At 60.4% G+C, this 24,761-nt stretch carries 26 protein-coding genes; 11 read left to right on the forward strand and 15 right to left on the reverse strand.

Features of this window, described 5'->3' with window-relative positions; translation table 11 throughout:
- Nucleotides 1–51: 51 nt before the first annotated feature.
- Nucleotides 52–1,677, reverse strand: coding sequence for an AMP-binding protein (locus tag DSM110093_RS03960; protein ID WP_243266787.1), 1,626 nt, complete (start codon nt 1,675–1,677; stop codon nt 52–54).
- Between the two features lie 95 nt (nt 1,678–1,772).
- On the opposite strand from DSM110093_RS03960, the gene DSM110093_RS03965 reads away from it, so the two are divergent.
- Both DSM110093_RS03965 and DSM110093_RS03970 read left to right on the forward strand, forming a co-directional pair.
- Entirely contained in the window at nt 1,773–2,705 is a 933-nt protein-coding gene (locus DSM110093_RS03965; protein WP_243266788.1) for a DMT family transporter, read from the forward strand.
- Nucleotides 2,702–3,352 (forward strand): sulfotransferase family 2 domain-containing protein, encoded by a 651-nt coding sequence (locus DSM110093_RS03970; protein ID WP_243266789.1) that lies wholly within the window; start codon nt 2,702–2,704, stop codon nt 3,350–3,352. The genes DSM110093_RS03965 and DSM110093_RS03970 overlap by 4 nt, the downstream gene beginning before the upstream one ends.
- Before the next feature lie 109 nt (nt 3,353–3,461).
- Here the strand turns inward: DSM110093_RS03970 and DSM110093_RS03975 are convergent, their stop codons facing one another.
- The 8 genes from DSM110093_RS03975 to DSM110093_RS04010 form a co-directional block, all read right to left on the reverse strand.
- Nucleotides 3,462–5,666, reverse strand: coding sequence for a 3-hydroxyacyl-CoA dehydrogenase NAD-binding domain-containing protein (locus tag DSM110093_RS03975; RefSeq protein ID WP_243266790.1), 2,205 nt, complete (start codon nt 5,664–5,666; stop codon nt 3,462–3,464).
- Between the two features lie 19 nt (nt 5,667–5,685).
- Nucleotides 5,686–5,982 carry an acetyl-CoA acetyltransferase gene (locus DSM110093_RS03980; protein WP_243266791.1) on the reverse strand — a complete coding sequence of 99 codons (297 nt, stop codon included), beginning with the start codon at nt 5,980–5,982 and terminating at the stop codon, nt 5,686–5,688.
- Complete coding sequence (locus tag DSM110093_RS03985) at nt 5,982–7,196, reverse strand: acetyl-CoA C-acetyltransferase (RefSeq protein ID WP_243266792.1); 1,215 nt, start codon at nt 7,194–7,196, stop codon at nt 5,982–5,984. Before DSM110093_RS03985 ends, DSM110093_RS03980 begins: the two co-directional genes overlap by 1 nt.
- Nucleotides 7,197–7,214: 18 nt before the next feature.
- The gene (locus DSM110093_RS03990) at nt 7,215–7,853 is read right to left on the reverse strand and encodes a glutathione S-transferase family protein (RefSeq protein WP_243266793.1); all 639 of its coding nucleotides are present in this window, start codon (nt 7,851–7,853) and stop codon (nt 7,215–7,217) included.
- A gap of 137 nt (nt 7,854–7,990) precedes the next feature.
- The gene (locus DSM110093_RS03995) at nt 7,991–9,142 is read right to left on the reverse strand and encodes an acyl-CoA dehydrogenase family protein (RefSeq protein ID WP_243266794.1); all 1,152 of its coding nucleotides are present in this window, start codon (nt 9,140–9,142) and stop codon (nt 7,991–7,993) included.
- A gap of 17 nt (nt 9,143–9,159) precedes the next feature.
- Complete coding sequence (locus tag DSM110093_RS04000) at nt 9,160–9,372, reverse strand: hypothetical protein (protein WP_067630099.1); 213 nt, start codon at nt 9,370–9,372, stop codon at nt 9,160–9,162.
- Nucleotides 9,373–9,421: 49 nt separating this feature from the next.
- Complete coding sequence (locus DSM110093_RS04005) at nt 9,422–11,203, reverse strand: acyl-CoA dehydrogenase C-terminal domain-containing protein (protein WP_243266795.1); 1,782 nt, start codon at nt 11,201–11,203, stop codon at nt 9,422–9,424.
- A 38-nt stretch (nt 11,204–11,241) separates the two neighbouring features.
- Nucleotides 11,242–11,643: a MerR family DNA-binding transcriptional regulator gene (locus DSM110093_RS04010; RefSeq protein ID WP_093926948.1), complete on the reverse strand. Its 402-nt coding sequence runs from the start codon at nt 11,641–11,643 to the stop codon at nt 11,242–11,244.
- 59 nt (nt 11,644–11,702) lie between these two features.
- On the opposite strand from DSM110093_RS04010, the gene DSM110093_RS04015 reads away from it, so the two are divergent.
- Both DSM110093_RS04015 and DSM110093_RS04020 read left to right on the forward strand, forming a co-directional pair.
- The gene (locus DSM110093_RS04015; protein ID WP_243266796.1) at nt 11,703–12,596 is read left to right on the forward strand and encodes a helix-turn-helix transcriptional regulator; all 894 of its coding nucleotides are present in this window, start codon (nt 11,703–11,705) and stop codon (nt 12,594–12,596) included.
- A gap of 100 nt (nt 12,597–12,696) precedes the next feature.
- Complete coding sequence (locus DSM110093_RS04020) at nt 12,697–12,927, forward strand: hypothetical protein (RefSeq protein ID WP_243266797.1); 231 nt, start codon at nt 12,697–12,699, stop codon at nt 12,925–12,927.
- Nucleotides 12,928–12,949: 22 nt separating this feature from the next.
- Here DSM110093_RS04020 and DSM110093_RS04025 read toward each other — a convergent pair whose 3' ends face one another.
- Complete coding sequence (locus DSM110093_RS04025) at nt 12,950–13,330, reverse strand: MerR family DNA-binding transcriptional regulator (protein ID WP_243266798.1); 381 nt, start codon at nt 13,328–13,330, stop codon at nt 12,950–12,952.
- Nucleotides 13,331–13,448: 118 nt separating this feature from the next.
- Between DSM110093_RS04025 and DSM110093_RS04030 the strand changes: the two genes are divergently transcribed.
- The 3 genes from DSM110093_RS04030 to DSM110093_RS04040 are packed head-to-tail and all read left to right on the forward strand — an operon-like array spanning nt 13,449 to nt 15,755.
- A complete protein-coding gene (locus DSM110093_RS04030; RefSeq protein ID WP_243266799.1) occupies nt 13,449–13,871 on the forward strand; it encodes a PaaI family thioesterase in 423 nt (140 codons plus the stop codon).
- Nucleotides 13,868–14,380, forward strand: coding sequence for a PaaI family thioesterase (locus DSM110093_RS04035; protein WP_243266800.1), 513 nt, complete (start codon nt 13,868–13,870; stop codon nt 14,378–14,380). The genes DSM110093_RS04030 and DSM110093_RS04035 overlap by 4 nt, the downstream gene beginning before the upstream one ends.
- 37 nt (nt 14,381–14,417) lie before the next feature.
- Nucleotides 14,418–15,755, forward strand: coding sequence for an MATE family efflux transporter (locus tag DSM110093_RS04040; protein WP_243267665.1), 1,338 nt, complete (start codon nt 14,418–14,420; stop codon nt 15,753–15,755).
- Here the strand turns inward: DSM110093_RS04040 and arsC are convergent.
- Genes arsC through DSM110093_RS04055 form a run of 3 tightly spaced genes read right to left on the reverse strand, consistent with a single transcriptional unit; the run spans nt 15,752 to nt 17,480 of the window.
- Nucleotides 15,752–16,093: an arsenate reductase (glutaredoxin) gene (arsC, locus tag DSM110093_RS04045; protein WP_243266801.1), complete on the reverse strand. Its 342-nt coding sequence runs from the start codon at nt 16,091–16,093 to the stop codon at nt 15,752–15,754. The genes DSM110093_RS04040 and arsC overlap by 4 nt on opposite strands.
- Nucleotides 16,090–17,130, reverse strand: coding sequence for a quinone-dependent dihydroorotate dehydrogenase (locus DSM110093_RS04050; RefSeq protein WP_243267666.1), 1,041 nt, complete (start codon nt 17,128–17,130; stop codon nt 16,090–16,092). The genes arsC and DSM110093_RS04050 overlap by 4 nt, the downstream gene beginning before the upstream one ends.
- A complete protein-coding gene (locus DSM110093_RS04055; RefSeq protein ID WP_243266802.1) occupies nt 17,130–17,480 on the reverse strand; it encodes a DUF952 domain-containing protein in 351 nt (116 codons plus the stop codon). The genes DSM110093_RS04050 and DSM110093_RS04055 overlap by 1 nt, the downstream gene beginning before the upstream one ends.
- 129 nt (nt 17,481–17,609) lie before the next feature.
- On the opposite strand from DSM110093_RS04055, the gene DSM110093_RS04060 reads away from it, so the two are divergent.
- Together DSM110093_RS04060 and DSM110093_RS04065 are read left to right on the forward strand one after the other, a co-directional pair.
- Nucleotides 17,610–19,169: a bifunctional metallophosphatase/5'-nucleotidase gene (locus tag DSM110093_RS04060; protein WP_243266803.1), complete on the forward strand. Its 1,560-nt coding sequence runs from the start codon at nt 17,610–17,612 to the stop codon at nt 19,167–19,169.
- 166 nt (nt 19,170–19,335) lie between these two features.
- On the forward strand, nt 19,336–19,749 hold the full coding sequence (locus DSM110093_RS04065) for a VOC family protein (protein WP_243266804.1): 414 nt from the start codon (nt 19,336–19,338) through the stop codon (nt 19,747–19,749).
- Between the two features lie 67 nt (nt 19,750–19,816).
- On the opposite strand, the gene DSM110093_RS04070 is transcribed toward DSM110093_RS04065, so the two are convergent.
- A complete protein-coding gene (locus tag DSM110093_RS04070) occupies nt 19,817–20,164 on the reverse strand; it encodes a hypothetical protein (protein ID WP_243266805.1) in 348 nt (115 codons plus the stop codon).
- Nucleotides 20,165–20,254: 90 nt separating this feature from the next.
- Nucleotides 20,255–21,154, reverse strand: coding sequence for a LysR substrate-binding domain-containing protein (locus tag DSM110093_RS04075; RefSeq protein ID WP_243266806.1), 900 nt, complete (start codon nt 21,152–21,154; stop codon nt 20,255–20,257).
- A 97-nt stretch (nt 21,155–21,251) separates the two neighbouring features.
- Between DSM110093_RS04075 and DSM110093_RS04080 the strand changes: the two genes are divergently transcribed.
- Together DSM110093_RS04080 and DSM110093_RS04085 are read left to right on the forward strand one after the other, a co-directional pair.
- Nucleotides 21,252–22,475 carry an acyl-CoA dehydrogenase gene (locus tag DSM110093_RS04080; protein WP_243266807.1) on the forward strand — a complete coding sequence of 408 codons (1,224 nt, stop codon included), beginning with the start codon at nt 21,252–21,254 and terminating at the stop codon, nt 22,473–22,475.
- A gap of 68 nt (nt 22,476–22,543) precedes the next feature.
- Nucleotides 22,544–24,718: a thiamine pyrophosphate-dependent enzyme gene (locus DSM110093_RS04085; protein WP_243266808.1), complete on the forward strand. Its 2,175-nt coding sequence runs from the start codon at nt 22,544–22,546 to the stop codon at nt 24,716–24,718.
- Nucleotides 24,719–24,761: the final 43 nt, after the last annotated feature.

Here is a 24,761-nt window from a genome sequence, read left to right on the forward strand (position 1 = left end):
TCTACCACGCGCTGCGGGATCAGCAATGGGAGGTGACATAATGCGTGCGCGTTAGAGTGTTGCAGCCCGCTTGCGTAGTTCGAATTTCTGGATTTTCCCGGTGGAGGTTTTGGGTAATTCGTCAAAGATTACGCGTTTTGGGGTTTTGAACCCGGCAAGTCGCTCGCGGGTGAAGGTAATCAACGCGTCTTCGTTGGTGTCCGCCCCGGGCTTTAATTCAACAAAGGCGCAAGGGACTTCGCCCCATTTGTCATCCGGCTGGGCCACAACGGCGGCAAGATTGACCGCGTCATGGCTCATCAAAACGCCCTCGACCTCAACGCTCGAGATATTTTCTCCGCCTGAGATGATAATGTCTTTGGCGCGGTCGGCGATCTGGATGTAACCGTCTGGGTGCTGCACCGCGATATCGCCGGAGTGGAAATACCCGCCTGCGAAAGCTTCTGCCGTGGCCTCAGAGTTCTTGAGATAACCTTTCATCACCGCATTGCCCCGGATCATAATCTCGCCCTGCGCTTTGCCATCGCGCGGGGTCTGGGCCATCTGAGGGTCAGTGACGGTGATGTCTTCCATCATCGGCATGGGGATGCCTTGGCGCGCTTTGATCGCGGCGCGTTCGTTTTCTGACAGCGCGTCCCAATCCCCTTGCCAGAGGCATTCCGTGACATGGCCGAAGGTTTCGGTCAGCCCGTAGACCTGTGTGACGTTGAAGCCGAGCTTTTCGATCTTGGACAGGGTCGCGGGGGCAGGAGGTGCGCCAGCAGTGAAGACCTCGACAGTGTGATCGAAAGCGCGGCGGTCTTGTGCGGCGGCATTGACCAACATGTTCAGCACGATCGGCGCACCGCCGAAATGGGTGACGCCGTGATCGGCGATGGCGTCATAAATCGCAGTTGCCGTGATGTCGCGGCAGCAAACCAGCGTGCCGCCCAGTAGAGGCATCATCCATGTGTGGTTCCAGCCGTTGCAGTGAAACAGCGGCACGATCTGCATAAAGACCGGGCGCAGCACCATTTGCCAACTCACCACCGTGGCCATGGTCATCAGGTAAGCGCCACGGTGGTGATAGACCACGCCCTTGGGCCGCCCCGTGGTGCCAGAGGTATAGTTCAGCGCAAGGCTTTCCCATTCGTCTTGTGGCGTGAGCCAATCAAAGGCCGGATCGGCCTCTGCCAGCATGTCTTCGTAAAGAGGATGCCGCGTGGTTGCGGGATGCCCTGCTGCAGCGTCAGGCACTTCGATGATCGCGGGTGGCGTGCCTTCCATCTGGGCGCAGGCGGTTTCGGCAAGGTCTATGAATTCGCTGTCGACCAGCAGCACCACCGCGCCGCCATGATCAAGGATGTAGGAAACCGTTCCGGCATCAAGACGGATGTTGATGGTGTTTAGCACCGCACCACAGGCAGGCACGCCAAAATGCGCTTCGGCCTGAGCGGGCAGGTTGGGAATTAACGTGGCCACTACATCGCCCGGTGTGACGCCCATCTTGGCAAGGGCCGAAGCCAGCCGGGTGCAGCGCTCATGGTACTGCGCATAGTTTACCCGGTGATCGCCATGGATCACCGCTGTATGATGGGCAAAGACATGCGCCGCGCGGCGCAGATGTGACAAAGGCGACAGCGGCACATAATTTGCCGCGCATTTTTCAAGCCCGATTTCGTCTTTCATCCACCCCATGCGACCCCTCCCAAGGCATTGGTTGCGATTTGGGGTTGAGTATTGCTGTCGGGACGTGACTTTGAAAAGAGGGCAAGAAGCGAAAAGGAGGGCAAATGCAGGACGCAGCGGTGAAATCGGGTCTGGCGGCGCTTTGCGCGGTGGGCGGTATGGCGGCTTTAGGGCTGACGGACAACTTCGTCCCCTTCATCACTGAACGTGGTTCGCTTTGGCAGTTTCATTTCGTACGCGGTGTCATGGCCGTGGCCATTCTAATGGTGCTGGCAACCTTGGGGTTCGGCATTCTGCGGCCCCGGCGATTCTGGGCCGTGGCGGGGCGTAGCCTGTTTCAGGCCGGCGCCATGTTGATCTATTTCGGCTGCCTGGCGTTTCTGCCCATCGGCGTGGTGGTAGCAGGGCTCTTCACCTCACCGCTTTTTGTGCTGATGATCTCGGCCCTGTTTCAGGGCAAGCGGGTCGGCCCATGGCGGTGGGGCGCTGTAGTCGTCGGCTTTGCCGGGGCGCTGATGGTGATCCGCCCCGATCCAAGCGATCTGGATCCCATCGCCTTTCTGCCCCTGCTGGCCGGGGGGCTTTATGCGATTGGTGCCGTAGCCACGCGGGCTTGGTGCGAGGGCGAAAGCACGATGGTCATGACCGCAGGGTTCTTTGGAATGTTGGCGGTGATGGGTGCGATTGGCGTTCTGGTATTGCCGGGGGCAGAGGTGACGGGCGCCGAAGGTTTTGTCAGTCGCACATGGGGCCCACTTGACGGGCCAATGTGGTTCTGGATCGCGGTGCAGGCGGCGGGGTCCTTGGTGGGGATCGGGCTCTTGGTGCGCGGTTATCAGTTGGGCGAGGCCGGGCATGTGGCGATTTTTGAGTATTCTTTGCTGATCTTCGCAAGCTTCTGGGCCTACATGCTTTGGGGCCAGCAGGTGCCGCCGCTGGCATTCGCTGGCATGGCGCTGATCGCGCTTGCAGGCGCGGTGATCGCCCTACGCAGCGAAGAGCCTTCGACCTTGCGTGCGCCGGAGGCGGTGGAGTGATCATCAGCCGGGGCCGAAGCTATGCCTTTGTGCATATCCCAAAGACGGGTGGTACCTCGCTGGCGCTGGCGTTGGAAGGGCGGGCGATGAAGGATGACCTGATGTTGGGCGACACGCCTAAAGCGCTGAAACGGCGGCGGCGGTTGCAGGGGGTGCAGGCGGCGGGGCGGTTGTGGAAGCATTCTACGCTGGCCGATGTCGACGGGTTGGTGTCGGAGGATGATTTGGGCGGGCTGTTCTGCTTTACGCTGGTGCGCAATCCGTGGGACCGGGTGGCGAGCTATTATCGCTGGCTGCGTGGGCAGAGGTTTGACCATCCAGCGGTGCATCTAGCCAAAGCGGAGAATTTTGCGGGGTTCTTGCGGCACCCGCAAACGCAGGCGAGTTTGCGGGCGTGGCCTGCGCGGCGGTATATGGAGGATGCGGCGGGACGCGAGCGTTGTGATCTGTACATCCGGTTGGAACATTTTGCGGCGGATGCGCTGTCGTTGTTTGACCATCTGGGGTTCGCGTTGGACTTGCCGCAGGTGAATGCCTCGGCGCGGGACGGGGCGGAATATACGCCGGAGTTGCGCGATATTGTGGCCGAGGTCTGCGCGGAGGACATCGCGCGCTTTGGCTACGGCTACCCCGAGGTGCGCGAGTAGGGCCAGCGCCTACCCGGTGGGGCGGGCAGGCGATGGCCCGGCGCCTGCGGCTTGATTCCGGGCCGGGGACTACCTTAACGAAAAAGGGGCGCCGAAGCGCCCCGATCTCTTATGCTGCCTTGCTGGCGTCCGGGTTGAACCGCCCGTAGAAACTCTGGTTCTTCTGAGCCATCTCGCGTAGCAACTCGGGGCAAGCAAACCGCTCACCAAACTTCTCGGTCAACTGGTCACAACGCTCTGCCGCATAGGGCGCGCCGATCATATCAAGCCAGCTCAGCGGGCCACCGGACCACGGCGCAAAGCCCCAGCCAAGGATCGCGCCGACGTCACCCTCGCGGATGTCCATCAACACGCCTTCCTCCAGCGCGCGCACGGCTTCCAGCGTCTGCGAGAAGAGCAGACGGTGCTGCACTTCGATCAGATCGGGCTGTTCCTCGGCCACGGGGTACTTGTCGCCCATGCCCTGCCACAGCCCCTCGCGTTTGCCCTTGGCGTCATAGCTGTAGAAACCAGCGTTGGCTTTGCGGCCCAGACGGCCCTCTTCTTCCATCCAAAACACCAGCGGATCGAGATCGTCGTTCGGATAGGCATCACCCATCGCCGCCTTGGTCGCACGGGCGATCTTTGCACCCAGATCAATCGAGGTCTCGTCCATCAGTTGCAGCGGGCCGAGCGGCATGCCGACTAGCTTGGCGGCATTCTCGATCAGCGCAGGCTCAACACCCTCCTGCACCATGCGCACACCTTCGTTGATGTAGGGAATGATGCAGCGGTTGGCGTAGAAGAAGCGCGCGTCGTTGACCACGATCGGGGTCTTGCGGATCTGGCGCACATAGTCGAGCGCCTTGGCCACGGCCCGGTCGCCGGTCTCAGCGCCCTTGATGATTTCCACCAGCAACATCTTCTCAACGGGTGAGAAGAAGTGAATGCCGATGAACTGCTCTTGGCGGCTCGACGCTTTGGCCAGATCGGTGATCGGGAGGGTCGAGGTGTTGGAGGCAAAGATGCAATCTTCGGGGATCACCGCTTCGACCTTCTGGGTCATCTCGGCCTTCACCTTGGGGTCTTCAAACACCGCTTCGATGATCAGATCGCAACCCTTGAGCGCATCCAGATCGGTGGTCGCGGTGATCAGGTCCAGCGCCTTGGCCTTCTTCTCCTCGGTCGATTTCTTGCGGGCGATGCCCTTGTCGAAATAGCTCGCGGAATAGGCCTTGCCCTTGTCGGCTGCTTCTTGGGTCTGGTCGATTAGCACAACTTCGATGCCCGCCTGAACCGACACCAGCGTGATGCCCGCGCCCATCATGCCCGCACCTAGAACGCCCAGCTTCTTCACCCGCTGGTCTGGCACAGCTTCGGGACGCACGGCCCCCTTCTCCAGCGCTTCTTTGTTAAGGAAAAGCGAGCGGATCATATTGCCCGAGGACGGGTTCATCAGCACATTGGTGAACCAGCGCGCCTCGATTTTCAGAGCCGTGTCGAAAGGCACCAGCGCGCCTTCATAGACTGCCGAGAGCAGCGCCTTGGCCGCCGGATATACACCCTGTGTCTTGCCATTCACCATGGCTGACGCACCCACAAAGGTCATGAACCCCGCTGGATGATAGGGCGCACCGCCGGGCATTTTATACCCCTTCGCGTCCCAAGGTTTCACCAGATCGGCGTCTTTGGCATTCAGCACCCAGTCACGCGCCGCGGTCATCGGGTTGTCAGAGACCTCGTCGATAATCCCAGCCTTCACCGCAGCGGCAGGCGCAACCATCTTACCTTCCAGCAAAAAGGGCGATGCCGCCATCGCGCCCAACTTGCGCACCATCCGCGTGGTGCCACCGGCACCGGGGAAGATACCCACGAGGATTTCCGGCAGGCCGATCCGCGCCTTGGGGTTATCCGCCGCAAAGGTGCGATGCGTGGCCAGCGGAAGCTCCAAACCAATGCCCGCAGCGGTGCCGGGGATCACACAAGCCACGGGCTTGCCGCCCTTGTTGGTCTTGGGGTCCATGCCCGCGCGCTCGATCTTGCGCAGCAATGCGTGCATCTGCATCGTGCCCTCGAACAGACCCTTGGCTGGATCGTCGCCCGCGTCTTCTTTCATTTTGGCCAGCAGGTTCAGGTCCATGCCTCCGGCAAAGGAACCGTCCTTTCCCGAGGTGATCACGATGCCTTTTACGGCGTCATCCGCCAGCGCATCGTCGATATGTTTTTCCAGATCGCGCAGCCCCTCAAAGGACATCACGTTCATGCTTTTGCCCGGCACGTCCCATGTGATGGTGGCGATGCCTTCGGCGTCTTTGTTCAATGTAAAATCGGTCATTGTTCTCTCCCTCAATGGGTTAGGGGCGCTGAAACGTGTAGTCAGCGAATTTTTCCAGCAGCGCCTCAATCAAGTCCAGTGTCGCTTCGGGGCCGGCGTCGCAGTCGTCGGCGCTGAGCAGGATGCGCTTGGACTGGCCAAAGGCCTCACGGTCAAAGCTGTCACTGGGATCGTCGCGATGTTTAAAGAACAAGGCGGGATCGGTGCTATAAAGCCGCACGTAATCGCCACCGCGTTCGACCTTGATCTGCAGGTCCGGCGTGCCACGGGTTGCGGCAAGCGCCGCAACCGCGTGGAAAGGATGGTTGGAGGCCATCAGACGCGCTCGATGATGGTTGCGGCACCCATGCCCGAGGCAATGCAAAGCGTGGCAAGGCCAACTTCCTTATCCGCGCGCTCCATCTCATCCAGCAGAATGCCGATAATCATCGCACCAGTGGCCCCCAGCGGATGCCCCATTGCAATGCCGCCGCCGTTCACGTTGACCTTGCTGTCGTCTACATCGAAGGCCTGCATGAAGCGCAGAACCACGGCGGCGAAGGCTTCGTTAACCTCGAACAGGTCGATGTCGCCGATGGTCATGCCGTTGTCTTTGAGGATCTTCTCGGTCACCGGCACGGGACCGGTCAACATAATGGTGGGATCGGTGCCAATCTTGGCGGTGGCGCGGATGCGGGCGCGGGGCTTTAGCCCATGCTGCTCGCCGAACTCCTTATTGCCGATCAGCACGGCGGCGGCCCCGTCAACGATACCAGACGAGTTGCCCGCGTGGTGGATGTGGTTGATCCGCTCCAAATGCGGGTATTTCATCAGCGCGACTTTGTCGAAGCCGGGCATGACCTCACCCATCTGCTGGAACGCCGGGTTCAGGCCGCCCAAAGACTGCATGTCGGTCTGCGGGCGCATGTATTCGTCACGGTCAAGGATCGCGAGGCCGTTCTGATCGCGTACGGTGATAACCGATTTGTCGAACCGCCCCTCTTCCCATGCCCGCGCCGCGCGCTGCTGGGAGCGCATGGCCAGTTGGTCGGCCTCATCGCGGCTAAAGCCAAATTCAGTCGCGATGATGTCGGCCGAAATACCTTGAGGGACGAAATATTTCTCCATCGCAAGCGTCGGGTCTACGGCGATCGCAGCTCCATCGGCGCCCATGGCGACACGGCCCATCATCTCAACACCACCAGCGATATAGCCGTTGCCTGCGCCGCCTTTGACTTGGTTGGCGGCCAGGTTCACCGCCTCCATGCCAGAAGCACAGAAACGGTTGATCGCAAGCCCGGGGATGCGCTCGTCAAGGTCCGAGGCCAGCACAGCCGAGCGCGCCAGACAGCCGCCCTGTTCCATGACTTGGGTCACATTGCCCCAGATCACATCCTCTACGGCGTGACCTTCAAGGTTGTTACGCTCTTTTAGAGCATTCAGTGTCTGTGCCGACAGTCGCAGAGAGGTGACTTCGTGCAGAGCGCCGTCTTTGCGGCCCTTGCCGCGGGGGGTGCGCAGGGCGTCGTAGATGTAAACGTCTTGGGTCATGTTCATGTCCTCCGATGGTCAAGCGCGGTCAGCAGGGCTGCCGGGCATCAGGTCGTATGGGGCCTTCCAGCCCGGTGTTTCGCTCAGACGCGTGAGCCACGCGTCGATATGCGGCCAGTCGCTGCGGTCGAAGCCAAAGGGCTCGGGGTAATATAGATACCCACAGCAGCTGAGGTCCGCGTTGGTCAATTCGTCGCCCACGATCCAATCGCGGCCGTCGAGATGGTCGTTCAGCACGCCGTAAGCCGCCTTGAGCCGCCCTTGGCTAAAGGCAATAACCTCAGCGGGGCGTTTGTCTTCGGGCAGGAAATTCATCAGATAACGGGTCATCCCAGCAACACCACTCAGCTTGTGGTTATCCCATAGCACCCACCGCATGATTTCACGCCGTTCCGTCGCGTCGCGGCCGCCGAATTTGCCCGTCTTTTCCGCGACGTAATCCTGAATGACGCCCGACTGGGTAAGTCGCAAATCGCCGTCGATCATCACCGGCGCTTCGCCCATGTTATTGATCTGCGTGCGGTAGTCGGGCTGCCGCGTCTGGCCGCCGAAAAAGTCGACCTTGATCGGCTCCCAAGCAAGCCCCGAAAGTTCCAAAGCGAGCGCCGCCTTATAGGCATTGCCAGATTCGCCAAAGCAGTAAAGCTGGATGGTCACGTATCATTCCTCCTCAATCTGTCGTCGTTCGCGGCACGGTTGGACGGTATTTAGTAAAAGGATGAAGAGGGGTCTTGCGCCCTTATTTTCATCCTTTCTTAAATACCTCTGCGCGGCGGCCGGGGCTGGGCGCGGGGTCAGAGATTGCGCGCGATCAGTTCCTTCATAATCTCGTTTGTGCCGCCGTAGATGCGCTGCACCCGTGCGTCGGCCCACATTTCGCCGACCGCATATTCCTGCATGAAGCCGTAGCCACCGTGCAGTTGCAAGCAGGCATCAAGCACTTCGCCTTGGGTGTCGGTCAGCCAGTATTTTTGCATCGCGGCCTTATCGACGGTTAGCTCCCCGCGCAGATGTTCGCTGATGCATTCGTCGAGGAAGGCGCGGGCCACCATGGTTTTGGTTTTCACTTCGGCGAGTTGGAAGCGGGTGTTCTGGAACTGAGTCAGCGGGCCGCCGAAGGCTTCGCGTTCTTTGCAGTATTGAATCGTGCGCGCCACGGCGCCTTCCATCGCGCCGACCGCACCGCAGCCGATGATCAGGCGTTCTTGCGGGAGTTGTTGCATCATTTGGTAGAAGCCTTGGCCTTCGTCTTGGCCAAGGATGTTTTCTGGTGGGATTTCGACGTTGTCGAAGAACAGTTCCGAGGTGTCCGCCGCATGCAGGCCGATCTTGTCCAGGTTGCGGCCGCGTTGGAAACCCTGTGCGCCGTGGGTTTCGACCACGACAAGCGACACGCCTTTGGAGCCTTCCTTGGGGTCGGTCTTGGCTGCCACGATGATCAGATTGGCATGCTGGCCGTTGGTGATAAAGGTCTTTTGACCCGAGAGCTTGTATGCGTTGCCGTCGCGGGTCGCCTTGGTTTTGATCCGCTGCACGTCCGATCCGGTGGAGGGTTCGGTCATTGCCAGTGCGCCGATCAGCTCACCCGAGACCATTTTTGGCAGCCAGCGCTTCTTTTGGTCTTCGGTGCCATAGGCGAGGATGTAATGCGCCACTATGCCCGAGTGGATGCCGTGGCCCCATGAGGCGAGATTGGCGCGCGAGCCTTCGATCAGGATGGCGGCTTCGTGGCCGAAATCACCGCCGGCGCCGCCGTATTCTTCGGGCACCGAGGGGCAGAGCAGGCCGAGCTCACCGGCTTGGGCCCATGTCTCGCGGTCCATCTGGCCTTGCTTGCGCCATTTCTCGAACTTGGGCGCCCATTCGGCGTTGATGAACTGCGCCGTCATATCGGCGATCATCTGGTGTTCGTCGGTCATCCAGCTGGATGTCTTGCCTTGCGTCATCCGCCCCTCCCCAGGGTTCAGCGTTTGCGGCTTTCCAGTTCGGCGTTGAACAGGCGTAGCCGCGCGGTCAGGTTTTCTTCGTTCATGACCGAGTTGAAATTCTCGAACAGGAACGACAGTGCTTCCCCTTCATCAAGACCTGCATCCGTGCTGAACTTCTTGAGCCTGCGGTAGCCCTCTTCGGTCATGGCGACGGGGAAGCGGCGGGTCAGGCGGAAGCGTTTTGGCATGGTCTCTCCGGGTGTTGGGCAGGGTGGGGGCAGGCCCCCACCACCCGTTTTAGAAGTTTGCGGCCTCCAGCGCCATGACAGTATCCGCGCCCGATTGGATGCGGGTCAGGTGCAGCGCCGTGGCGGGCAGTTGGCGCGCCATATAGTAGCGGCCGGTGGCGATCTTGGTCTCGTAGAACGTGGCGTCGCCGCTGCCGTTCTTCAATGCTTGTTTCGCCGCCAAACCCATTTTGGCCCACATCAGGCCAAGGCAGACATGGCCGAACATATGCATGAAGTCGTTGGAGCCTGCGAGCGCGTGGTTGGGGTTCTTCATGCCGTTCTGCATGAAGTACATGCCCGCCGATTGCAGGTCCTTGCTGGCCGCTTTCAGCGGGTCGAGGAAGGCCGCGTCAAACTCGGCATCTTGGCCTGCGTTGTCTTTGATGAAGCCTTTGACCAGATCGAAGAAGGCCATAACATGTTTGCCGCCGTCTTGGGCCAGTTTCCGGCCCACGAGGTCGAGCGCCTGCACGCCGTTGGCACCTTCGTAGATCTGCGCGATGCGGGCGTCGCGGGTGAATTGGGACATGCCCCATTCTTCGATATAGCCGTGGCCGCCGTAGACCTGCTGGGCCTTCACGGTCATGTCGTAGCCTTGATCGGTCAAGAACCCTTTGATGACCGGTGTCAGCAGCGACACGAGGCCGTCGGCGTCTTTATCCTCGGCGCGGTGGGCCGCGTCGATCATGGTGGCGCCCCAGAGGATGAAGGCGCGGGCGGCTTCGACGAAGCTTTTCTGGTCCATCAGCGAGCGGCGGATGTCGGGGTGGACGATCAGCGGATCGGCAGGCTTTTCAGGGGCCACGGCACCGGTCACAGCGCGGCCCTGCAGGCGGTCGTTGGCGTAGATCACGGCGTTTTGGTAGGCGACTTCGGCCTGTGCCAGCCCCTGCATGCCGACGCCGACGCGGGCTTCGTTCATCATGGTGAACATGGCGCGCATGCCCTTGTGTTCGGTGCCCAGCAGATAGCCGGTCGCGCCGTCGTAGTTCATCACACAGGTGGAGTTGCCGTGGATGCCCATCTTCTCTTCGATGGAGCCGACGGAGACGCCGTTGCGCTCACCCAAGGAGCCGTCTTCGTTCACCATGAACTTGGGCACGATGAAGAGCGACACGCCTTTGATGCCTTCGGGGCCGCCTTCGATCTTGGCGAGCACCAGATGGATGATGTTGTCGGCCATGTCATGTTCACCGGAGGAGATGAAGATTTTCTGGCCGGAGATTTTGTAGCTGCCGTCATCCTGTGGCGCGGCTTTGGTGCGCATCAGGCCCAGATCGGTGCCGCAATGCGGCTCGGTCAGGTTCATCGTGCCGGTCCACTCGCAGGACACCATCTTGGGCAGATAGGTGTCTTTTTGCGCGTCGGTGCCATGAGCAAGGATCGCCGAGGCCGCGCCGTGGGTGAGACCCTGATACATGGTGAAGGCTTGGTTCGCGGCAGAGAACATCTCGCCCACGGCGGTGCCGAGGACATAAGGCATGTTCTGCCCGCCGTAAGCTTCGGGCATGTCGAGACCAGTCCAGCCGCCTTCTTTCACCTTTTCAAAGGCTTCTTTGAAGCCTTTCGGCGTATAGACCACGCCATTCTCCAAACGGCAGCCTTCTTTGTCGCCCGCGGCGTTCAGCGGTGCCAGCACCTCGGAGGTTAGCTTGCCTGCTTCTTCAAGAATGGCGGAGGTGAAATCAGGCTCCAGCTCATCATAGCCGGGGGTCTTGCTTTCGGTGACTTTCAGCACGTCATGCAGGACGAATTGCAGGTCTTTGGTGGGGGCTGTGTAGCTGGGCATCTAGGCTCTCCGGATGGTCTTTTTATGGATGTCGGAATTTATTCAGCGGCGCGGCGCGGTTGGTTCATGGAGGCGATCATCTTTTCCCCCCATTTCAACTGATCTTTAAGGTCTTCGATTGCTTCGTTCAGCTCTTCGCGGCGCGATTCCAGATCGGCCAGACGGGCGCGGGCCACGTCATAGGCGGCGGCGATTTGAGTCTGCTGTTGGTCGCCCATGTGGTACAAATCAAGCAACTGGCGGATTTCTTCGAGGCTGAACCCAAAGCGCTTGCCGCGCAGGATCAGCTTGAGCCGGGCGCGATCGCTTTTGGTGAACAGACGTTTCTGACCTTCCCGCAGCGGGAAGAGCAGTTCTTTCGCTTCATAGAACCGCAGGGTGCGGGGGGTCACCTCATAGGCGTCGCACATCTGGCGGATGGTCAGTGTGTCGGCGGTCATCTCATCACTCTCCGATGGTCGTTTCTGGACTTCAGGTGGGGACTGGCACTTCTGATACAATGGAAGCTGACGTTGACGTAAGCGATACGTTGCGTCACTTTATGGGCGAAGCATTTACACGTAGGTTTGACAAAGGCGGCGGGGGCAGTGTTATCCGCACCACGGCGCTTGGGCATGGGAGTGGACGCGAGATGATAGACCTCAGTCAGCACAACCCCAAAACGCTGGATGAACTGGTTCACGGCTGCCACGAAGCAAAGACCGCCGCGACCCTACTGGCCTGCGGACTGGCCTACTACCAATTGCATGGGATCGATTTGGTAAGTTATCATGGTGATAGCGCAGGCGCGCCCGCGATCCTTTACCGCTTTGCGCCCACAGGTGCGGAAGAACCTCAATGGCATTCCCAGTTTCTGGATATTGAGAGACTGCGCGATAGCCCGCTGGGAGCCATGGTCCGAAATCAGGTGCTGCCGGTCTACTGGTATGACGTTGTCAGAGAGGCGCGTCTGACCCGCAGCGAGACGCTCTATATGGAAGGGCTTCTGCGGCGTCATCCAAATGGCGGCGTTTCACTGAAGGTCCACGGTCCGGGTGGGGATTCTGCCGTGGTGGGCTTGGGGTTTGCCGCCAAACAGGCGCGACTGTCGCCGAGTGCGCTGTATAAGCTGCTTTGCGCCGCCCAGATCGCACATCTGCGCTATTGCGTATTGGCGGAAAGCCAATCGCCCCGTAACTTTGGCCTCTCCCCGCGCGAGGTTGAGGTATTGGAATGGATCGCCACCGGCAAAAGCAACGGTGTCATTGCCGAGATACTTGGGATTTCACCTCATACCGTCGACACGATTGTGCGGCGGATTTTCTCCAAACTTGATGTGAATGACCGCACAACCGCCGCCATTCGAGGCTTGGGGGCGGGGCTGCTGCGGCGCCCGAAAGACGCGGCACCCTGAAGTAAAGGCATAACATGCCGCATTGTGGCGTGACTGCGTGACATGACCCCGATGGGGGCAGCCTATAGGTGCGGGCGCTTGACCTAAAAAGGTATGAGGCATGTCAGGAAATCAAGATAATAAAGGCTCAGGCAACGGACTCAAAAACGGTTCTGACCTGAAAACGCGCACACGTGTTGTCACGGACCTGAAAACTGCGTCAGAAACCATTGAGAATAGCGCATTTGATCTGGCCGGAGAGGCAAGCCCTGATACGGTGTCAGACCTCATCCGCATCGCTGCTGATCTGCAAATGATCATCGCAGAGCTATCGCAGCGCGGCAGCCACTGATCCGTTGAAAAGAGGCGCGGGGTTAACCCTTGCCCGGTTCGATTGCAGCAGCGGTGTCATCGCGTAGCTTTTGCAATTCGGTCATCGCCTCTTCGAGCTGTTGGCGCTGCTCGGCCAGTTGTTCCAGCTGCCCGTTAGCCATAGAGACCCAAGCACGCATCTGCGCCTCGGTGCCCTCTTTTTCGTAGATCAACAGCCACTGACGGATGTCCTCCAACGCAAAGCCGAACTTGCGGCCGCGCAGGATCAGCTTCATCCGGGCGCGTTCGCGCACGCCATAGAAACGAGAGCGCCCCTCGCGATGCGGTTGCAGCAATTCGATATATTCGTAATAGCGCAACGTCCGAGGCGTCACGTCAAAAGCCGCGCACATCTCTTTGAATGTTAAGCGTTCATCGTCCAAAGCATCTACTCCCTTCAGGCAAACTATGGTCACGCGCGGGGATGCGCAACAGGTGGTCTTGCCCTTTCGCCATCCCCCCATGATAAAGGTCAAAACCAGATGCGAAGGGTTGAGCCGCATGTCGGACAAGTTGAAAATGGCGCGACAGTTCATTCAGGCGCTGCCCCATTCCATGGCGCTCGGGATGGAGTTGCAGGAACTGGGGGATGGCTCTGCCGAGATCACGATGCCCTATGATGACAAACTGGTGGGCGACCCCAAGACAGGCGTGATCAGTGGCGGTGCGGTATCGGCTCTGATGGACACCTGTTGCGGTGCGGCAGTGATGAGCCATCCAAGCAACCCGTCGGCCACGGCCACGATGGACCTGCGGATCGAGTATCTGCGCGCAGCGACCCCGGGCCAGACGATCACCACCCGCGCGACCTGTTATCATGTGACCCGATCCGTGGCCTTTGTGCGCGCTACGGCGACGGACGAAGATACCGAGAACCTTGTCGCCACTGCCACTGGAACCTTCACCGTAGAGGGCCACAAATGACCAAACATCGCAAGCCAGAGCCGGTTCAGATCGTCAAACAACGTCGCGACGGCGTGCTGCGCGCCATGGTTGAAGGGGTGCCTTATATCCGGTTTTTGGGCATCGAAATTGAACGGCGCGGCGATGAGCTGACGGGGGTGATGCCTTTTTCAGAGCAGTTGATCGGCAACCCGATCCTGCCTGCGCTGCACGGGGGGGCAACGGCGGCGTTTCTTGAGATCACGGCGATCATCACACTTAGCTGGGGCTTGATCTGGGAAGACATGGAAAACGGCGCGCTTGATCTGGATAATCTGGATAGCGATCATCTGCCACGCCTGCCCAAAACGATTGATTTCACGGTTGATTATCTGCGCACCGGTCTGCCGCGGGATGCCTATGCACGGGCGCGGATCAACCGGTCGGGGCGGCGTTATGCCAGCGTCCATGTTGAAGCGTGGCAAGACAACCGTAGCCGTATTTTCGCCCAAGCCACGGGCCATTTTTTGATGCCGCAGCAGCGTGGCTGAGCCGAGCGCCGAGGCCGAACCGCTTACCGATGCCGAAGTGCGCGCGGTGGCGCGTGGCGCCCTTGCAGCACGCGATGTGGTAACGCACCGCCGGGTGCTCAAGATCGCCGTGCCAATCGTTATTTCCAATGCCACTGTGCCGATCCTCGGTGCGGTCGATACCGGTGTTGTGGGCCAATTGGGGGCGGCGGCGCCCATCGGCGCTGTAGGGCTGGGGGCGATCATCCTGTCGGCGCTGTATTGGATTTTTGGCTTTTTGCGGATGGGCACCGTTGGTCTTACCGCGCAGGCGGCAGGCAATGGCGAAGAGCGTGAAGTCGCGGCGCTGCTGACGCGCGGGCTGCTGATCGGTGCCGGCGCGGGGCTGGTCCTTATGGCGCTGCAACTGCCGCTGTTTTTGGCCTCGTTTCAGGTTGCCCCGGCATCTGCTGAAGTCGAAGCCTTGGCGCGGCAATATATGGCGATCCGCATTTGGTCTGCGCCCGCCGCCATCTCGCTCTATGCGATTACTGGCTGGCTCATCGCCCAAGAACGCAGTCGTGCGGTGTTGGTGATACAGGTTTGGATGAACGGGCTGAATATCCTGCTCGACCTATGGTTTGTCCTCGGCCTTGGTTGGGGTGTCGAAGGCGTGGCGATCGCGACCTTTCTTGCGGAATGGAGCGGCGCGGCACTGGGGCTGTGGTTCTGCCGTGCCGCCTTTGCACAACCTGCATGGCGGGATTGGGTGCAGGTCTTTGATGGGCCGCGATGGACGCGGATGATGCAGGTGAATACTGACATCCTGATCCGGTCGCTGCTTCTGCAAGCGATCTTTGTCTCTTTCCTTTTCATGGGGTCGGGCTTGGGCGATGTGACGCTGGCGGCCAATCAGGTGTTGCTACAATTTTTGATGATTACGTCTTATGGATTGGACGGTTTCGCCTTTGCAGCAGAGGCCATTATTGGCCGGGCTTATGGCGCGGGGCAGCGCGATGTGTTGCGGCGCGGCGCGGTGCTGACCTCAGGCTGGGCGCTGCTGGTCAGCCTTGCATTGGCGGTGGTTTTTGTCGCCTTTGGCGGGGCGATCATTGATCTGATGGCCAAAGCGCCTGAGGTGCGAGACCTAGCGCGGGTCTATCTGCCCTATTTGGTCGCGGCCCCACTTTTGGGCTGCGCGGCCTATATGCTGGATGGGGTCTTTATCGGTGCCACTCGGTCGCGTGACATGCGCAATATGATGGTGGTGTCGTTTTTGATCTACGTCGCCGTGGCAATGGTGCTGGTGCCGAGCCTTGGCAACCACGGGTTGTGGATTTCGATGCTGGTGTCATTCGTGGCACGGGGCATCACATTGGCGCTGCGCTATCGGGCGCTAGAGCGCGCGGCGGGTTAAAGCAGCGCTAGAACGGCCTCTGGCGGGCGGCCAATCACCGCGCGGCCTTGGGCAAAGGCGATCGGGCGTTCGATCAGGATCGGATGCGCGACCATCGCATTCACCAATATGTCGTCGGGGCTGTCTTTGGTCAGGCCCAGCTCCTTGAAAACCTTTTCGCCTGTTCGCATCATTGCAATGGCACGCAGGCCAAGGGTGTCGCGGGCGGCAAGGATTTCGCCCAACGTCGGCACGTCTTCGAGGTAGCGGCGGACGGTCACGGGTGCGCCCGCTTCTTCGATCAATGCCAGCGTTTGGCGGGATTTCGAACAGCGTGGGTTGTGCCAAAGTGTGATCATAGCCAGTCCTCGCGTTTGCTGCCTACGGCATCGGCCACATTGGCAAAACCATCGCGGGCCAGTAGTGTCTCAAGCCCGCTGGTGATCTCGCGCACCAGCCCAAGTCCGCCAAACACCAGCGCCGTATAGAGTTGCAGCGCGGTGGCACCGGCGCAGATCTTGGCATAGGCGGTTTCGGCATCCGAGACGCCCCCAACGCCGATCAGAGGAATATCCGTCAGCCCCGCCAATTGTGCCAGCACGCGGGTGGACCGCTCAAACAGCGGCGCACCGGAAAGGCCACCAGCCTCGCCCGCATGGGCGCTGGCAAGGCCGGTCCGGTCGAGTGTGGTATTGGTTGTAATGATGGCAGCAACGCCCGAATTTTGGGCAACCTCGGCCACGTCCTCAATCTCTGCCGGGCTGAGATCGGGGGCAATTTTCAGGAACACGGGCGTGGCACCGCGCACTTCCATCACCCCTTCGAGCAGGGCCGAGAGTGCCGCCTTACCCTGAAGATCGCGGAGCTTTTCGGTATTGGGAGAGGAGACGTTGACCGTGGCAAAATCAACGTGATTGCGGGCGGCGGTCATCACGCGGGCGAAATCGGCAGCGCGGTCGGGGCTGGTCTTGTTCGCGCCAAGGTTCAGCCCCACCGGCACACCGATGCCGCGCTGTGACAGCCGCGTGCAGATCGCTTCCATGCCGTCGTTGTTGAACCCAAAGCGGTTGATTGCGGCGCGGTCCTCGGTCAGGCGGAACAGGCGCGGGCGCGGGTTGCCGGGCTGGGGCAGGGGCGTGGCGGCCCCCACTTCGATAAAGCCGAACCCGGCGCGGCTGAGCGGGGCCACAGCGGTCGCGTTTTTGTCAAAGCCTGCTGCCAGCCCGACGGGGTTCGGCAGATCAAGCCCAGCAATCGTTGTGTGCAAGCGCGCAGAGGTCTGAGGGCCGGGGGCGGGGGCAAGGCGCGCGCGCAGCGCTCGGATCGCAAGACCGTGCGCCGCTTCGGGATCAATTCGGTGCAGGGCGCGCAGACCCAACCTTTCGAGTAGTGGCATCATGCGCTTGCTTCGCCCAGACCGGCGGGGAATTCATGCGTGCCGTCCACAACAGGTAGGGGCTGCGCCCAGACCACATCTTCGATCTTTAACTGCCGATAAAGATGCGGGAAAAGTGCGCCGCCACGTGACGGCTCCCACTTCAGCGCATCGCCGAGGGCATCACTGTCGAGTGCCAGCAGAAACAGCCCGTCCTCGCCCTTGAAATGCTTGGCGGCGGTTTCTTCGGCCTGTTCGGCGGTCGAGAAATGCACATAGCCATCGGTGACATCAATCGGCGCCCCATCGGTGGCCCCATCTTTGCGCAGCGCCGCCCATTCGTCGGCGCGGAATATCTTGAAAATCAGCATGGCTTCTGATGCCCGCCGGGCGGAGTGGGGTCAAGACCCGAGGGTGACCATAGGGCAGGTGATATGACCTTTGACACAGGCCTGACGCCGCGCCACGATACCGGCATAACAACCAATAGGGGAACTATCATGAAACGATTCCTGACGGCGACCGCCGCACTGGCGCTTACCAGTGGCATGGCGGCGGCTGAGTATAACCTCACCATTCTGCACACCAATGATTTCCACGACCGGTTTGAGCCGATCAGCAAATATGACGGCCCCTGTAGCGCCGAGGATAACGGCGAAGGGAAGTGTTTCGGCGGCGTCGCGCGGATGGTCACAGCGATTGAAGCCGCACGCGAACGCGCGGGAGAGAACCATCTGCTGCTCGATGCAGGCGACTGGTTTCAAGGCTCACTTTTCTATACGCGATATAAGGGCGAGATGGCCGCCGAGTTTATGTCAAAGCTCGATTATGATGTGATGGCCGTCGGCAACCATGAATTCGACGACGGCCCCGAAGGGCTGGCCGATTTCGTAGCAAAGGTCGATTTTCCGGTGCTGTCGGCGAATATCGATGTCAGCGATGTTGAAGGGCTGGATGGTGAGATTGGCAAATCCACGGTGCTTGAGGTCGGCGGCGAGCGGATTGGCATCGTCTCGGTCTTGGCCGAAGACACGCCTGAAACCTCGTCGCCCGGACCTGAGGTGATCTTCTCTCCTGCTGCGGACGCTGCGCAGGCCGAAATTGACGCGCTGACGGATGATGGTGTCAACAAGATCATCCTGCTGACCCACGTCGGGCTGGCGGGTGACAAACGGCTTGCAGAAGAGTTGACCGGCGTTGACCTGATCGTTGGGGGCCACTCTCACACATTGCTTAGCAACAGTGATGACAGTGCCGAAGGCGCTTACCCAACAATGGTTGGCGATGTCCCGATTGTTCAGGCCTATGCCTATAGTAAATATCTGGGCGAGTTGAGCGTGACCTTTGACGACGCGGGTGAGGTGACATCGATCTCAGGCGATCCGATCTTGCTGGATGCCTCTATCGAAGAAGATCAGGCAACGGTTGATCTGGTTGCCGAACGTGCTGCGCCGCTGGAAGAGTTGCGCCAAAAGGTCGTGGCTGAGACATCAGAGACCATCGAAGGAAGCCGCGATGTTTGCCGCGCACAGGAATGCGCCATGGGCAACCTCGTTTCCGACGCCATGCTTGACCGGGTGAAGGATCAGGGCATCGACGTGGCCATTTCCAACGCGGGCGGGCTGCGTGCCTCTATCGACGCGGGCGAGGTGACAATGGGTGAAGTGCTGACCGTGCTGCCATTTCAAAACACGCTCTCGACCTTCCAAATCAGCGGTGCCACTTTGGTTGAGGCGCTGGAAAATGGTGTAAGCCAATTGGAAGATGGCGCAGGTCGTTTCCCGCAGGTGGCGGGCATGTCCTATGCCTTTGATCCCAAGGCAGAGGTGGGCAGCCGTATCAGCGATGTCATGGTTGCGGGTGCGCCCATTGACCTTGAAAAGACATATGGCGCGGTTTCCAACAACTACGTCCGTAATGGCGGCGATGGCTATGCAATGTTCACAGATGCCGAGAATGCCTATGATTTCGGCCCCGACCTTGCCGATGTGACGGCGGAGTATCTGGCGAAGAACGGCAGCTATAAGCCTTACACCGATGGCCGCATCACGATGAAATAAGAATAGGTTTCGACCTGACCTGAGAGGGCGCGTCCGATTGCGGGCGCGCCCTTTGTATGTGGCGTGGTGGCGGCCTTTGGCCCATGGAGCCGTGCTGCGGCGCGGGGCGCACTTGCACCTTCGCGCCGGCAGGATACACAGGCGGCAGATAGATAGGAGATTACCAATGCTCACCCCGTTCCACCTTGCCTATAACGTCCGCGACCTTGACCAAACCCGCGCCTTCTATGGCGACGTGTTGGGCTGCATCGAAGGCCGCTCTACCGAAACTTGGGTCGATTATTCCTTTTTTGGGCACCAAATTTCGATGCATCTGGGAGAGCCTTTTGCAACGCAAGCCACCGGGAAAGTCGGCGAACATATGGTGCCGATGCCGCATCTTGGCGTGATCTTGCAGATGGACGATTGGAAGGCGCTGGCCGAACGGCTGAAAGGCGCAGAGGTCGATTTCGTTATCGAGCCTTCGCTGCGTTTCGAAGGAGAGCCGGGCGAGCAGGCGACGATGTTCTTCCGCGACCCGTCGGGCAATCCGATTGAGGTCAAGGGTTTTGCGGATATGGAACGGGTTTTCGCCCAGTAAGCCTGAGCGCTAGACCCTCAAAGCCCCGTTATTGCTGCGGGGCTTTGGTTTTTCTGAGGCGGTTGTCTTACTGTGTAGCGGGCTCATCTAAACTGATTGCCCCTTCAAAAGCGGGCTCTTCTAAGGTCTGACCGCTGAATGTGCCGGGAGTATCGGCAGCGATGTCGAGCGTATAGCTGCCGTTCACAGGGATCGCGCCGCTGGTCCAAGCCTCTCCTTCGCCTGTGATCGTATGGCTGCCCGTGGCGTTGTTGGTAAAGATCACCTGATCGCCCGGCTGCACATGCGTGAATGACGGAAAGTAGGCACCATCGACAATCAGCACGTTGCGGGCTTCGGCCCATGCTCCTGTGGTTGCGAAAGCACTCATGGCAACGGCCAGAGCGCCCGCGCTTTTGCGGTATGAACGTAGCATCATCTGCTCCTTTAGGTCGCCCGACGTGGGCGGATTGGCCGATTTTGTACAAAGGGATTGCGGCATAACTTTGGCCGTATTTGGGGTGGCTTATTCGTTCGTCGCCGGTTCGGCTTGCTGGGCCAGCCAGCCACGAAAGGATGCGAGGGCGGCGGTTTCGTCCCGGTCTTCGGGCCAGACAAGGTAATAGTTGCCGATGCTCTGGGTGGTTTGCGATGCGGCCAAAACCAACTGCTTATCGCGCAGATAGGGGCGGGCGAAAAAGGTCGGCAGCAGCGCTACACCCAGCCCGTGGATCGCCGCCTGCGCCATGGTTGAGAACTGGTCAAACATCATGCCGCCCGGTGGCTCGTCAGTTACGCCCAGCGAGGACAGCCAGCGCGCCCAGCCGCGCGGGCGGGTTTCCAAATGGAGCAGGGGCAGGTGGCGCACATCGCGCGCATCCTCCAGCGGTTCGGCTAGCAGATCAGGCGCACAGACAGCCACGACCGTTTCCGGCAGCAGCGGCAGGTAGCGTACGCCGGGCCAATCTTCATGACCAAAATGAATGGCGGCGTCGAAACGGCTGCCCGCAAAGGCAAAGGGGTGCAGCCGGGTCGAAAGGTTCACCGTCACCTCAGGATGCGCCCGCGCGAAATCGCGCAGCCGTGGGGCGAGCCAATGCATTCCGAACGCCGGCAGGATCGCCAGATCAAGCGTGCCGCCGGTGGGATTGGTTCGGGCCGAGACCGACGCCTGTGCCAGCCGGTTCAAGATATCGCGGACCTGCGTTACATACTCTAACCCGGCCTGCGTGGGTGAGAGCCGTCGCCCCTGACGGATCATCAGCGACACACCCAATTGATCTTCAAGCGTCTTGATCTGACGGCTCACCGCGCTTTGGGTCAGGTTCAGTTCCTGCGCCGCTGCCGTGGCCGTGCCAAGCCGCACGACCGCCTCGAAAGACAGCAGGGCCGAGATCGATGGCAAAAAGCGGCGCGGGGCGATCATATGACTTTTTCTCATGAACTCAGGACAAAGCAGCGATAGAGTTCGCGTCGCCAATTTGCAATACTGCCGCAAATCACATCACCCGAAAGGATGCCTCATGACTGCCGAAGCCCCCAAGCTGCGCGCCAAAGACAAACCCGACCTTGGTACATTCGACTGGACGGACCCGTTCCGTCTCGACAGCCAGTTGACCGAAGACGAGCGCATGATCCGCGATTCTGCGCACGCCTATGCGCAGGAAAAACTACAGCCCCGCGTGATCGACGCTTTCGCCAATGAAGAAACCGACGCAGGCATCTTCCGTGAAATGGGCGACATGGGCCTTCTGGGTGTCACAATCCCCGAGGAATACGGCGGCTTGGGCGGCAACTATGTCTCCTACGGTCTGGTTGCGCGTGAAGTGGAGCGGGTCGACAGCGGCTACCGTTCGATGATGTCGGTACAGGCGAGCCTCGTCATGTACCCGATCTATGCCTACGGCTCCGAAGAACAGCGTCAGAAGTACCTGCCGAAGCTCTGCTCTGGCGAATGGATCGGCTGCTTTGGTCTGACCGAGCCTGACGCGGGTTCTGACCCTGCCGGCATGAAAACCCGCGCCGTGAAGACCGAGAACGGCTACAGGCTGACCGGCTCCAAGATGTGGATTTCGAACTCCCCCATCGCCGATGTTTTCGTAGTCTGGGCCAAGTCCGAAGAACACGACAACAAAATCCGTGGCTTCGTTCTGGAAAAAGGCATGAAGGGTCTGAGCGCGCCGAAGATCGGCAACAAGCTGTCCCTGCGGGCCTCCATCACCGGTGAGATCGTCATGGACGGTGTTGAAGTCGGCGAAGACGCGCTGCTGCCGAATGTGCAGGGTCTGAAAGGGCCGTTCGGCTGTTTGAACCGCGCCCGCTACGGCATCTCTTGGGGTGCGATGGGCGCTGCTGAATTCTGCTGGCATGCGTCGCGCCAGTACGGTCTGGACCGCAAGCAGTTCAACAAGCCGCTGGCGCAGACACAACTGTTCCAGAAGAAGCTGGCCGATATGATGACCGAAATCTCGCTGGGCCTTCAGGGGTCGTTGCAGGTGGGTCGTTTGATGGATGCCGCCAATGCCGCGCCTGAGATGATTTCGATCGTCAAACGCAACAACTGTGGCAAGGCGCTCGATGTGGCGCGTATGTCGCGGGACATGCATGGCGGCAACGGTATCTCGGGCGAGTTCCAAGTGATCCGTCACATGATGAACCTTGAGACGGTGAACACCTATGAAGGCACGCATGACGTTCACGCGCTGATCCTGGGCCGTGCCCAGACCTGCCTGCAGGCGTTCTTTTAAGAAACGGTTTGGGGGGATCACCTCCCCCCATCTCGCCTCAGCAAAAACTCTAAATACCAAGAGGCCCCATGGACCGCGTTGCCATCGTTCATGAGAACTTCCTCCGTCGCGTCGCGGCGGGGGATTTTCCCGTTTCCACCTCAGACAAAAAGGCGCTTGATCGTGCCGCGTTAGAGCAGCTCTACCGCGCGCAGGTGCTGAGCCGCGCGCTCGACCTGCAAAGCCGCGTGATGCAGAAAGAAGGGCAGGGGTTCTATACCATCGGCTCGTCTGGGCACGAGGGCATGGCGGCAGTAGCAGCGGCGCTGCGGGTCGATGACATCGCCTTCCTGCACTACCGTGATGCGGCGTTCCAGATCGCCCGCGCCGATCAGGCCGAGGGGCAGGACATGCTGCGCGATATGCTCCTGAGTTTCGCCTGTTCTGCTGACGATCCGATCAGCGGCGGACGGCACAAAGTGCTGGGCTCGCGCCCGCTGATGATCCCGCCGCAGACCTCGACCATCGCCAGCCACTTGCCCAAGGCGGTGGGCGCGGCGCATTCCATCGGCATGGCGCGGCGCAACCGGCCTGAGCATGCAATATTGCCACGCGATGCGATTTCGATGTGCAGCTTTGGCGATGCCTCGGCCAACCACTCCACCGCGCAGGGCGCGATCAATGCGGCGTGCTGGACCGCCGTTCAGGGCGTGCCGCTGCCCCTGCTTTTCGTCTGTGAGGACAATGGCATCGGTATCTCAACCAAGACCCCGACGGGCTGGATCAAAGCCTCCATGTCTGCCCGACCGGGCTTGAAGTATTTCGAGGGCGATGGGCTGGACCTTCATGCCGCTTATGCAACGGCGAAAGAGGCGGCGGATTATGTTCGGGTCCACCGTAAGCCCGCCTTCCTGCATCTGCGCACCGTGCGGCTCTACGGTCATGCGGGGGCGGATGTGGCGACTTCATATCTGCCACGTGCAGAGGTCGAGGCGGATGAGGCGAATGATCCGCTACTGCATTCTGCGCGGCTGGTGGTTGAGGCTGGGATGACCACCCAGGAAGCGCTGGCGATTTACCGTGAAACCCAAGATGCCGTGGCGAAAGCGGCGGCAGAGGTGATCAAACGCCCGCGCCTGAAATCGGCATCCGATGTGATGGCGAGCCTCGTGCCGCCTAAGCGCAATTGCGCGGCCAGTAACGGGCCAAGTGCCGAGGTCCGTGCCGAAACCTTGGGCAGCGATATGGCGCAGATGGACAATCCGCAGCCGATGTCGCGGCTGATCAACTGGACGCTGCACGACCTGATGCTCTCGCATCCCGAGACCATGCTGATGGGCGAGGATGTGGGCCGCAAAGGCGGTGTTTACGGCGTGACACAGAAGTTGCAGGGCCGGTTTGGGCCGGGGCGGGTGATCGACACGCTTTTGGATGAGCAGAGCATTCTGGGTCTCGCCATCGGCATGGCGCACAACGGTTTCGTGCCGATGCCTGAGATCCAGTTTCTCGCCTATCTGCACAACGCCGAAGACCAGTTGCGCGGCGAGGCGGCGACGCTGCCGTTCTTCTCGGACGGGCAATGGAGCAATCCGATGGTGCTGCGGATTGCCGGGCTGGGCTATCAGAAAGGCTTTGGCGGGCATTTCCACAACGACAACTCACTGGCCGTGCTGCGCGACATTCCGGGGATCATCATTGCTTGCCCCTCGGCGGGGGATGATGCGGCGATGATGCTGCGCGAAGCGCACCGTTTGGCGCGGGAAGAGCAGCGAGTGGTGGTCTTTGTTGAGCCGATTGCGCTTTATCCGATGCGCGATTTGTTAGAGGCCGGGGATGGCGGCTGGATGCGGACCTATCCGGCACCTGATCGGCGGATTGGTCTGGGCGAGGTTGGTGTCACTGGAGAGGGCACGGATCTGGCAATCGTGAGCTATGGTAACGGGCATTACCTGAGCCAGCAGGCGGCGCATGATCTGGCAAAGCAGGGTGTCGCGGTGCGGGTGATCGACCTGCGTTGGTTGGCCCCACTGCCGGAAGAGGCGCTGTTGGCAGCAATCGGGGATCGGCCTGTGCTGATCGTTGATGAATGCCGCCGCACCGGCGGGCAGGCCGAAGCGTTGATGGCGCTGATGGCAGAGCGCGGTGTTGAGCGTTTTGCGCGGCTGACGGCGGAGGATAGTTTTATCGCAACGGGTCCGGCCTATGCGGCGACCCTGCCCTCGCGGGAGGGGATCGTGGCGGCGGCGCGGGAGTTGTTGGGCTAGGGCGTAGGAGCCACCCGGCCCGGATTCAAGCGGCAGGCGCCGA

It is taken from the genome of Sulfitobacter sp. DSM 110093, from assembly GCF_022788715.1.
GTDB lineage: Bacteria > Pseudomonadota > Alphaproteobacteria > Rhodobacterales > Rhodobacteraceae > Sulfitobacter.

What these genes read in the sequence shown, in the direction of transcription:
- DSM110093_RS03960 (WP_243266787.1), bottom strand. Translation starts at nt 1,677, where the DNA reads ATGGGGTGGATGAAAGACGAAATCGGGCTTGAAAAATGCGCGGCAAAT.
- DSM110093_RS03965 (WP_243266788.1), top strand. Translation starts at nt 1,773, where the DNA reads ATGCAGGACGCAGCGGTGAAATCGGGTCTGGCGGCGCTTTGCGCGGTG.
- DSM110093_RS03975 (WP_243266790.1), bottom strand. Translation starts at nt 5,666, where the DNA reads ATGACCGATTTTACATTGAACAAAGACGCCGAAGGCATCGCCACCATC.
- DSM110093_RS03980 (WP_243266791.1), bottom strand. Translation starts at nt 5,982, where the DNA reads ATGGCCTCCAACCATCCTTTCCACGCGGTTGCGGCGCTTGCCGCAACC.
- DSM110093_RS03985 (WP_243266792.1), bottom strand. Translation starts at nt 7,196, where the DNA reads ATGACCCAAGACGTTTACATCTACGACGCCCTGCGCACCCCCCGCGGC.
- DSM110093_RS03995 (WP_243266794.1), bottom strand. Translation starts at nt 9,142, where the DNA reads ATGACGCAAGGCAAGACATCCAGCTGGATGACCGACGAACACCAGATG.
- DSM110093_RS04000 (WP_067630099.1), bottom strand. Translation starts at nt 9,372, where the DNA reads ATGCCAAAACGCTTCCGCCTGACCCGCCGCTTCCCCGTCGCCATGACC.
- DSM110093_RS04005 (WP_243266795.1), bottom strand. Translation starts at nt 11,203, where the DNA reads ATGCCCAGCTACACAGCCCCCACCAAAGACCTGCAATTCGTCCTGCAT.
- DSM110093_RS04010 (WP_093926948.1), bottom strand. Translation starts at nt 11,643, where the DNA reads ATGACCGCCGACACACTGACCATCCGCCAGATGTGCGACGCCTATGAG.
- DSM110093_RS04015 (WP_243266796.1), top strand. Translation starts at nt 11,703, where the DNA reads ATGGAAGCTGACGTTGACGTAAGCGATACGTTGCGTCACTTTATGGGC.
- DSM110093_RS04020 (WP_243266797.1), top strand. Translation starts at nt 12,697, where the DNA reads ATGTCAGGAAATCAAGATAATAAAGGCTCAGGCAACGGACTCAAAAAC.
- DSM110093_RS04030 (WP_243266799.1), top strand. Translation starts at nt 13,449, where the DNA reads ATGTCGGACAAGTTGAAAATGGCGCGACAGTTCATTCAGGCGCTGCCC.
- DSM110093_RS04035 (WP_243266800.1), top strand. Translation starts at nt 13,868, where the DNA reads ATGACCAAACATCGCAAGCCAGAGCCGGTTCAGATCGTCAAACAACGT.
- arsC (WP_243266801.1), bottom strand. Translation starts at nt 16,093, where the DNA reads ATGATCACACTTTGGCACAACCCACGCTGTTCGAAATCCCGCCAAACG.
- DSM110093_RS04050 (WP_243267666.1), bottom strand. Translation starts at nt 17,130, where the DNA reads ATGCCACTACTCGAAAGGTTGGGTCTGCGCGCCCTGCACCGAATTGAT.
- DSM110093_RS04055 (WP_243266802.1), bottom strand. Translation starts at nt 17,480, where the DNA reads ATGCTGATTTTCAAGATATTCCGCGCCGACGAATGGGCGGCGCTGCGC.
- DSM110093_RS04060 (WP_243266803.1), top strand. Translation starts at nt 17,610, where the DNA reads ATGAAACGATTCCTGACGGCGACCGCCGCACTGGCGCTTACCAGTGGC.
- DSM110093_RS04065 (WP_243266804.1), top strand. Translation starts at nt 19,336, where the DNA reads ATGCTCACCCCGTTCCACCTTGCCTATAACGTCCGCGACCTTGACCAA.
- DSM110093_RS04070 (WP_243266805.1), bottom strand. Translation starts at nt 20,164, where the DNA reads ATGCTACGTTCATACCGCAAAAGCGCGGGCGCTCTGGCCGTTGCCATG.
- DSM110093_RS04075 (WP_243266806.1), bottom strand. Translation starts at nt 21,154, where the DNA reads ATGATCGCCCCGCGCCGCTTTTTGCCATCGATCTCGGCCCTGCTGTCT.
- DSM110093_RS04080 (WP_243266807.1), top strand. Translation starts at nt 21,252, where the DNA reads ATGACTGCCGAAGCCCCCAAGCTGCGCGCCAAAGACAAACCCGACCTT.
- DSM110093_RS04085 (WP_243266808.1), top strand. Translation starts at nt 22,544, where the DNA reads ATGGACCGCGTTGCCATCGTTCATGAGAACTTCCTCCGTCGCGTCGCG.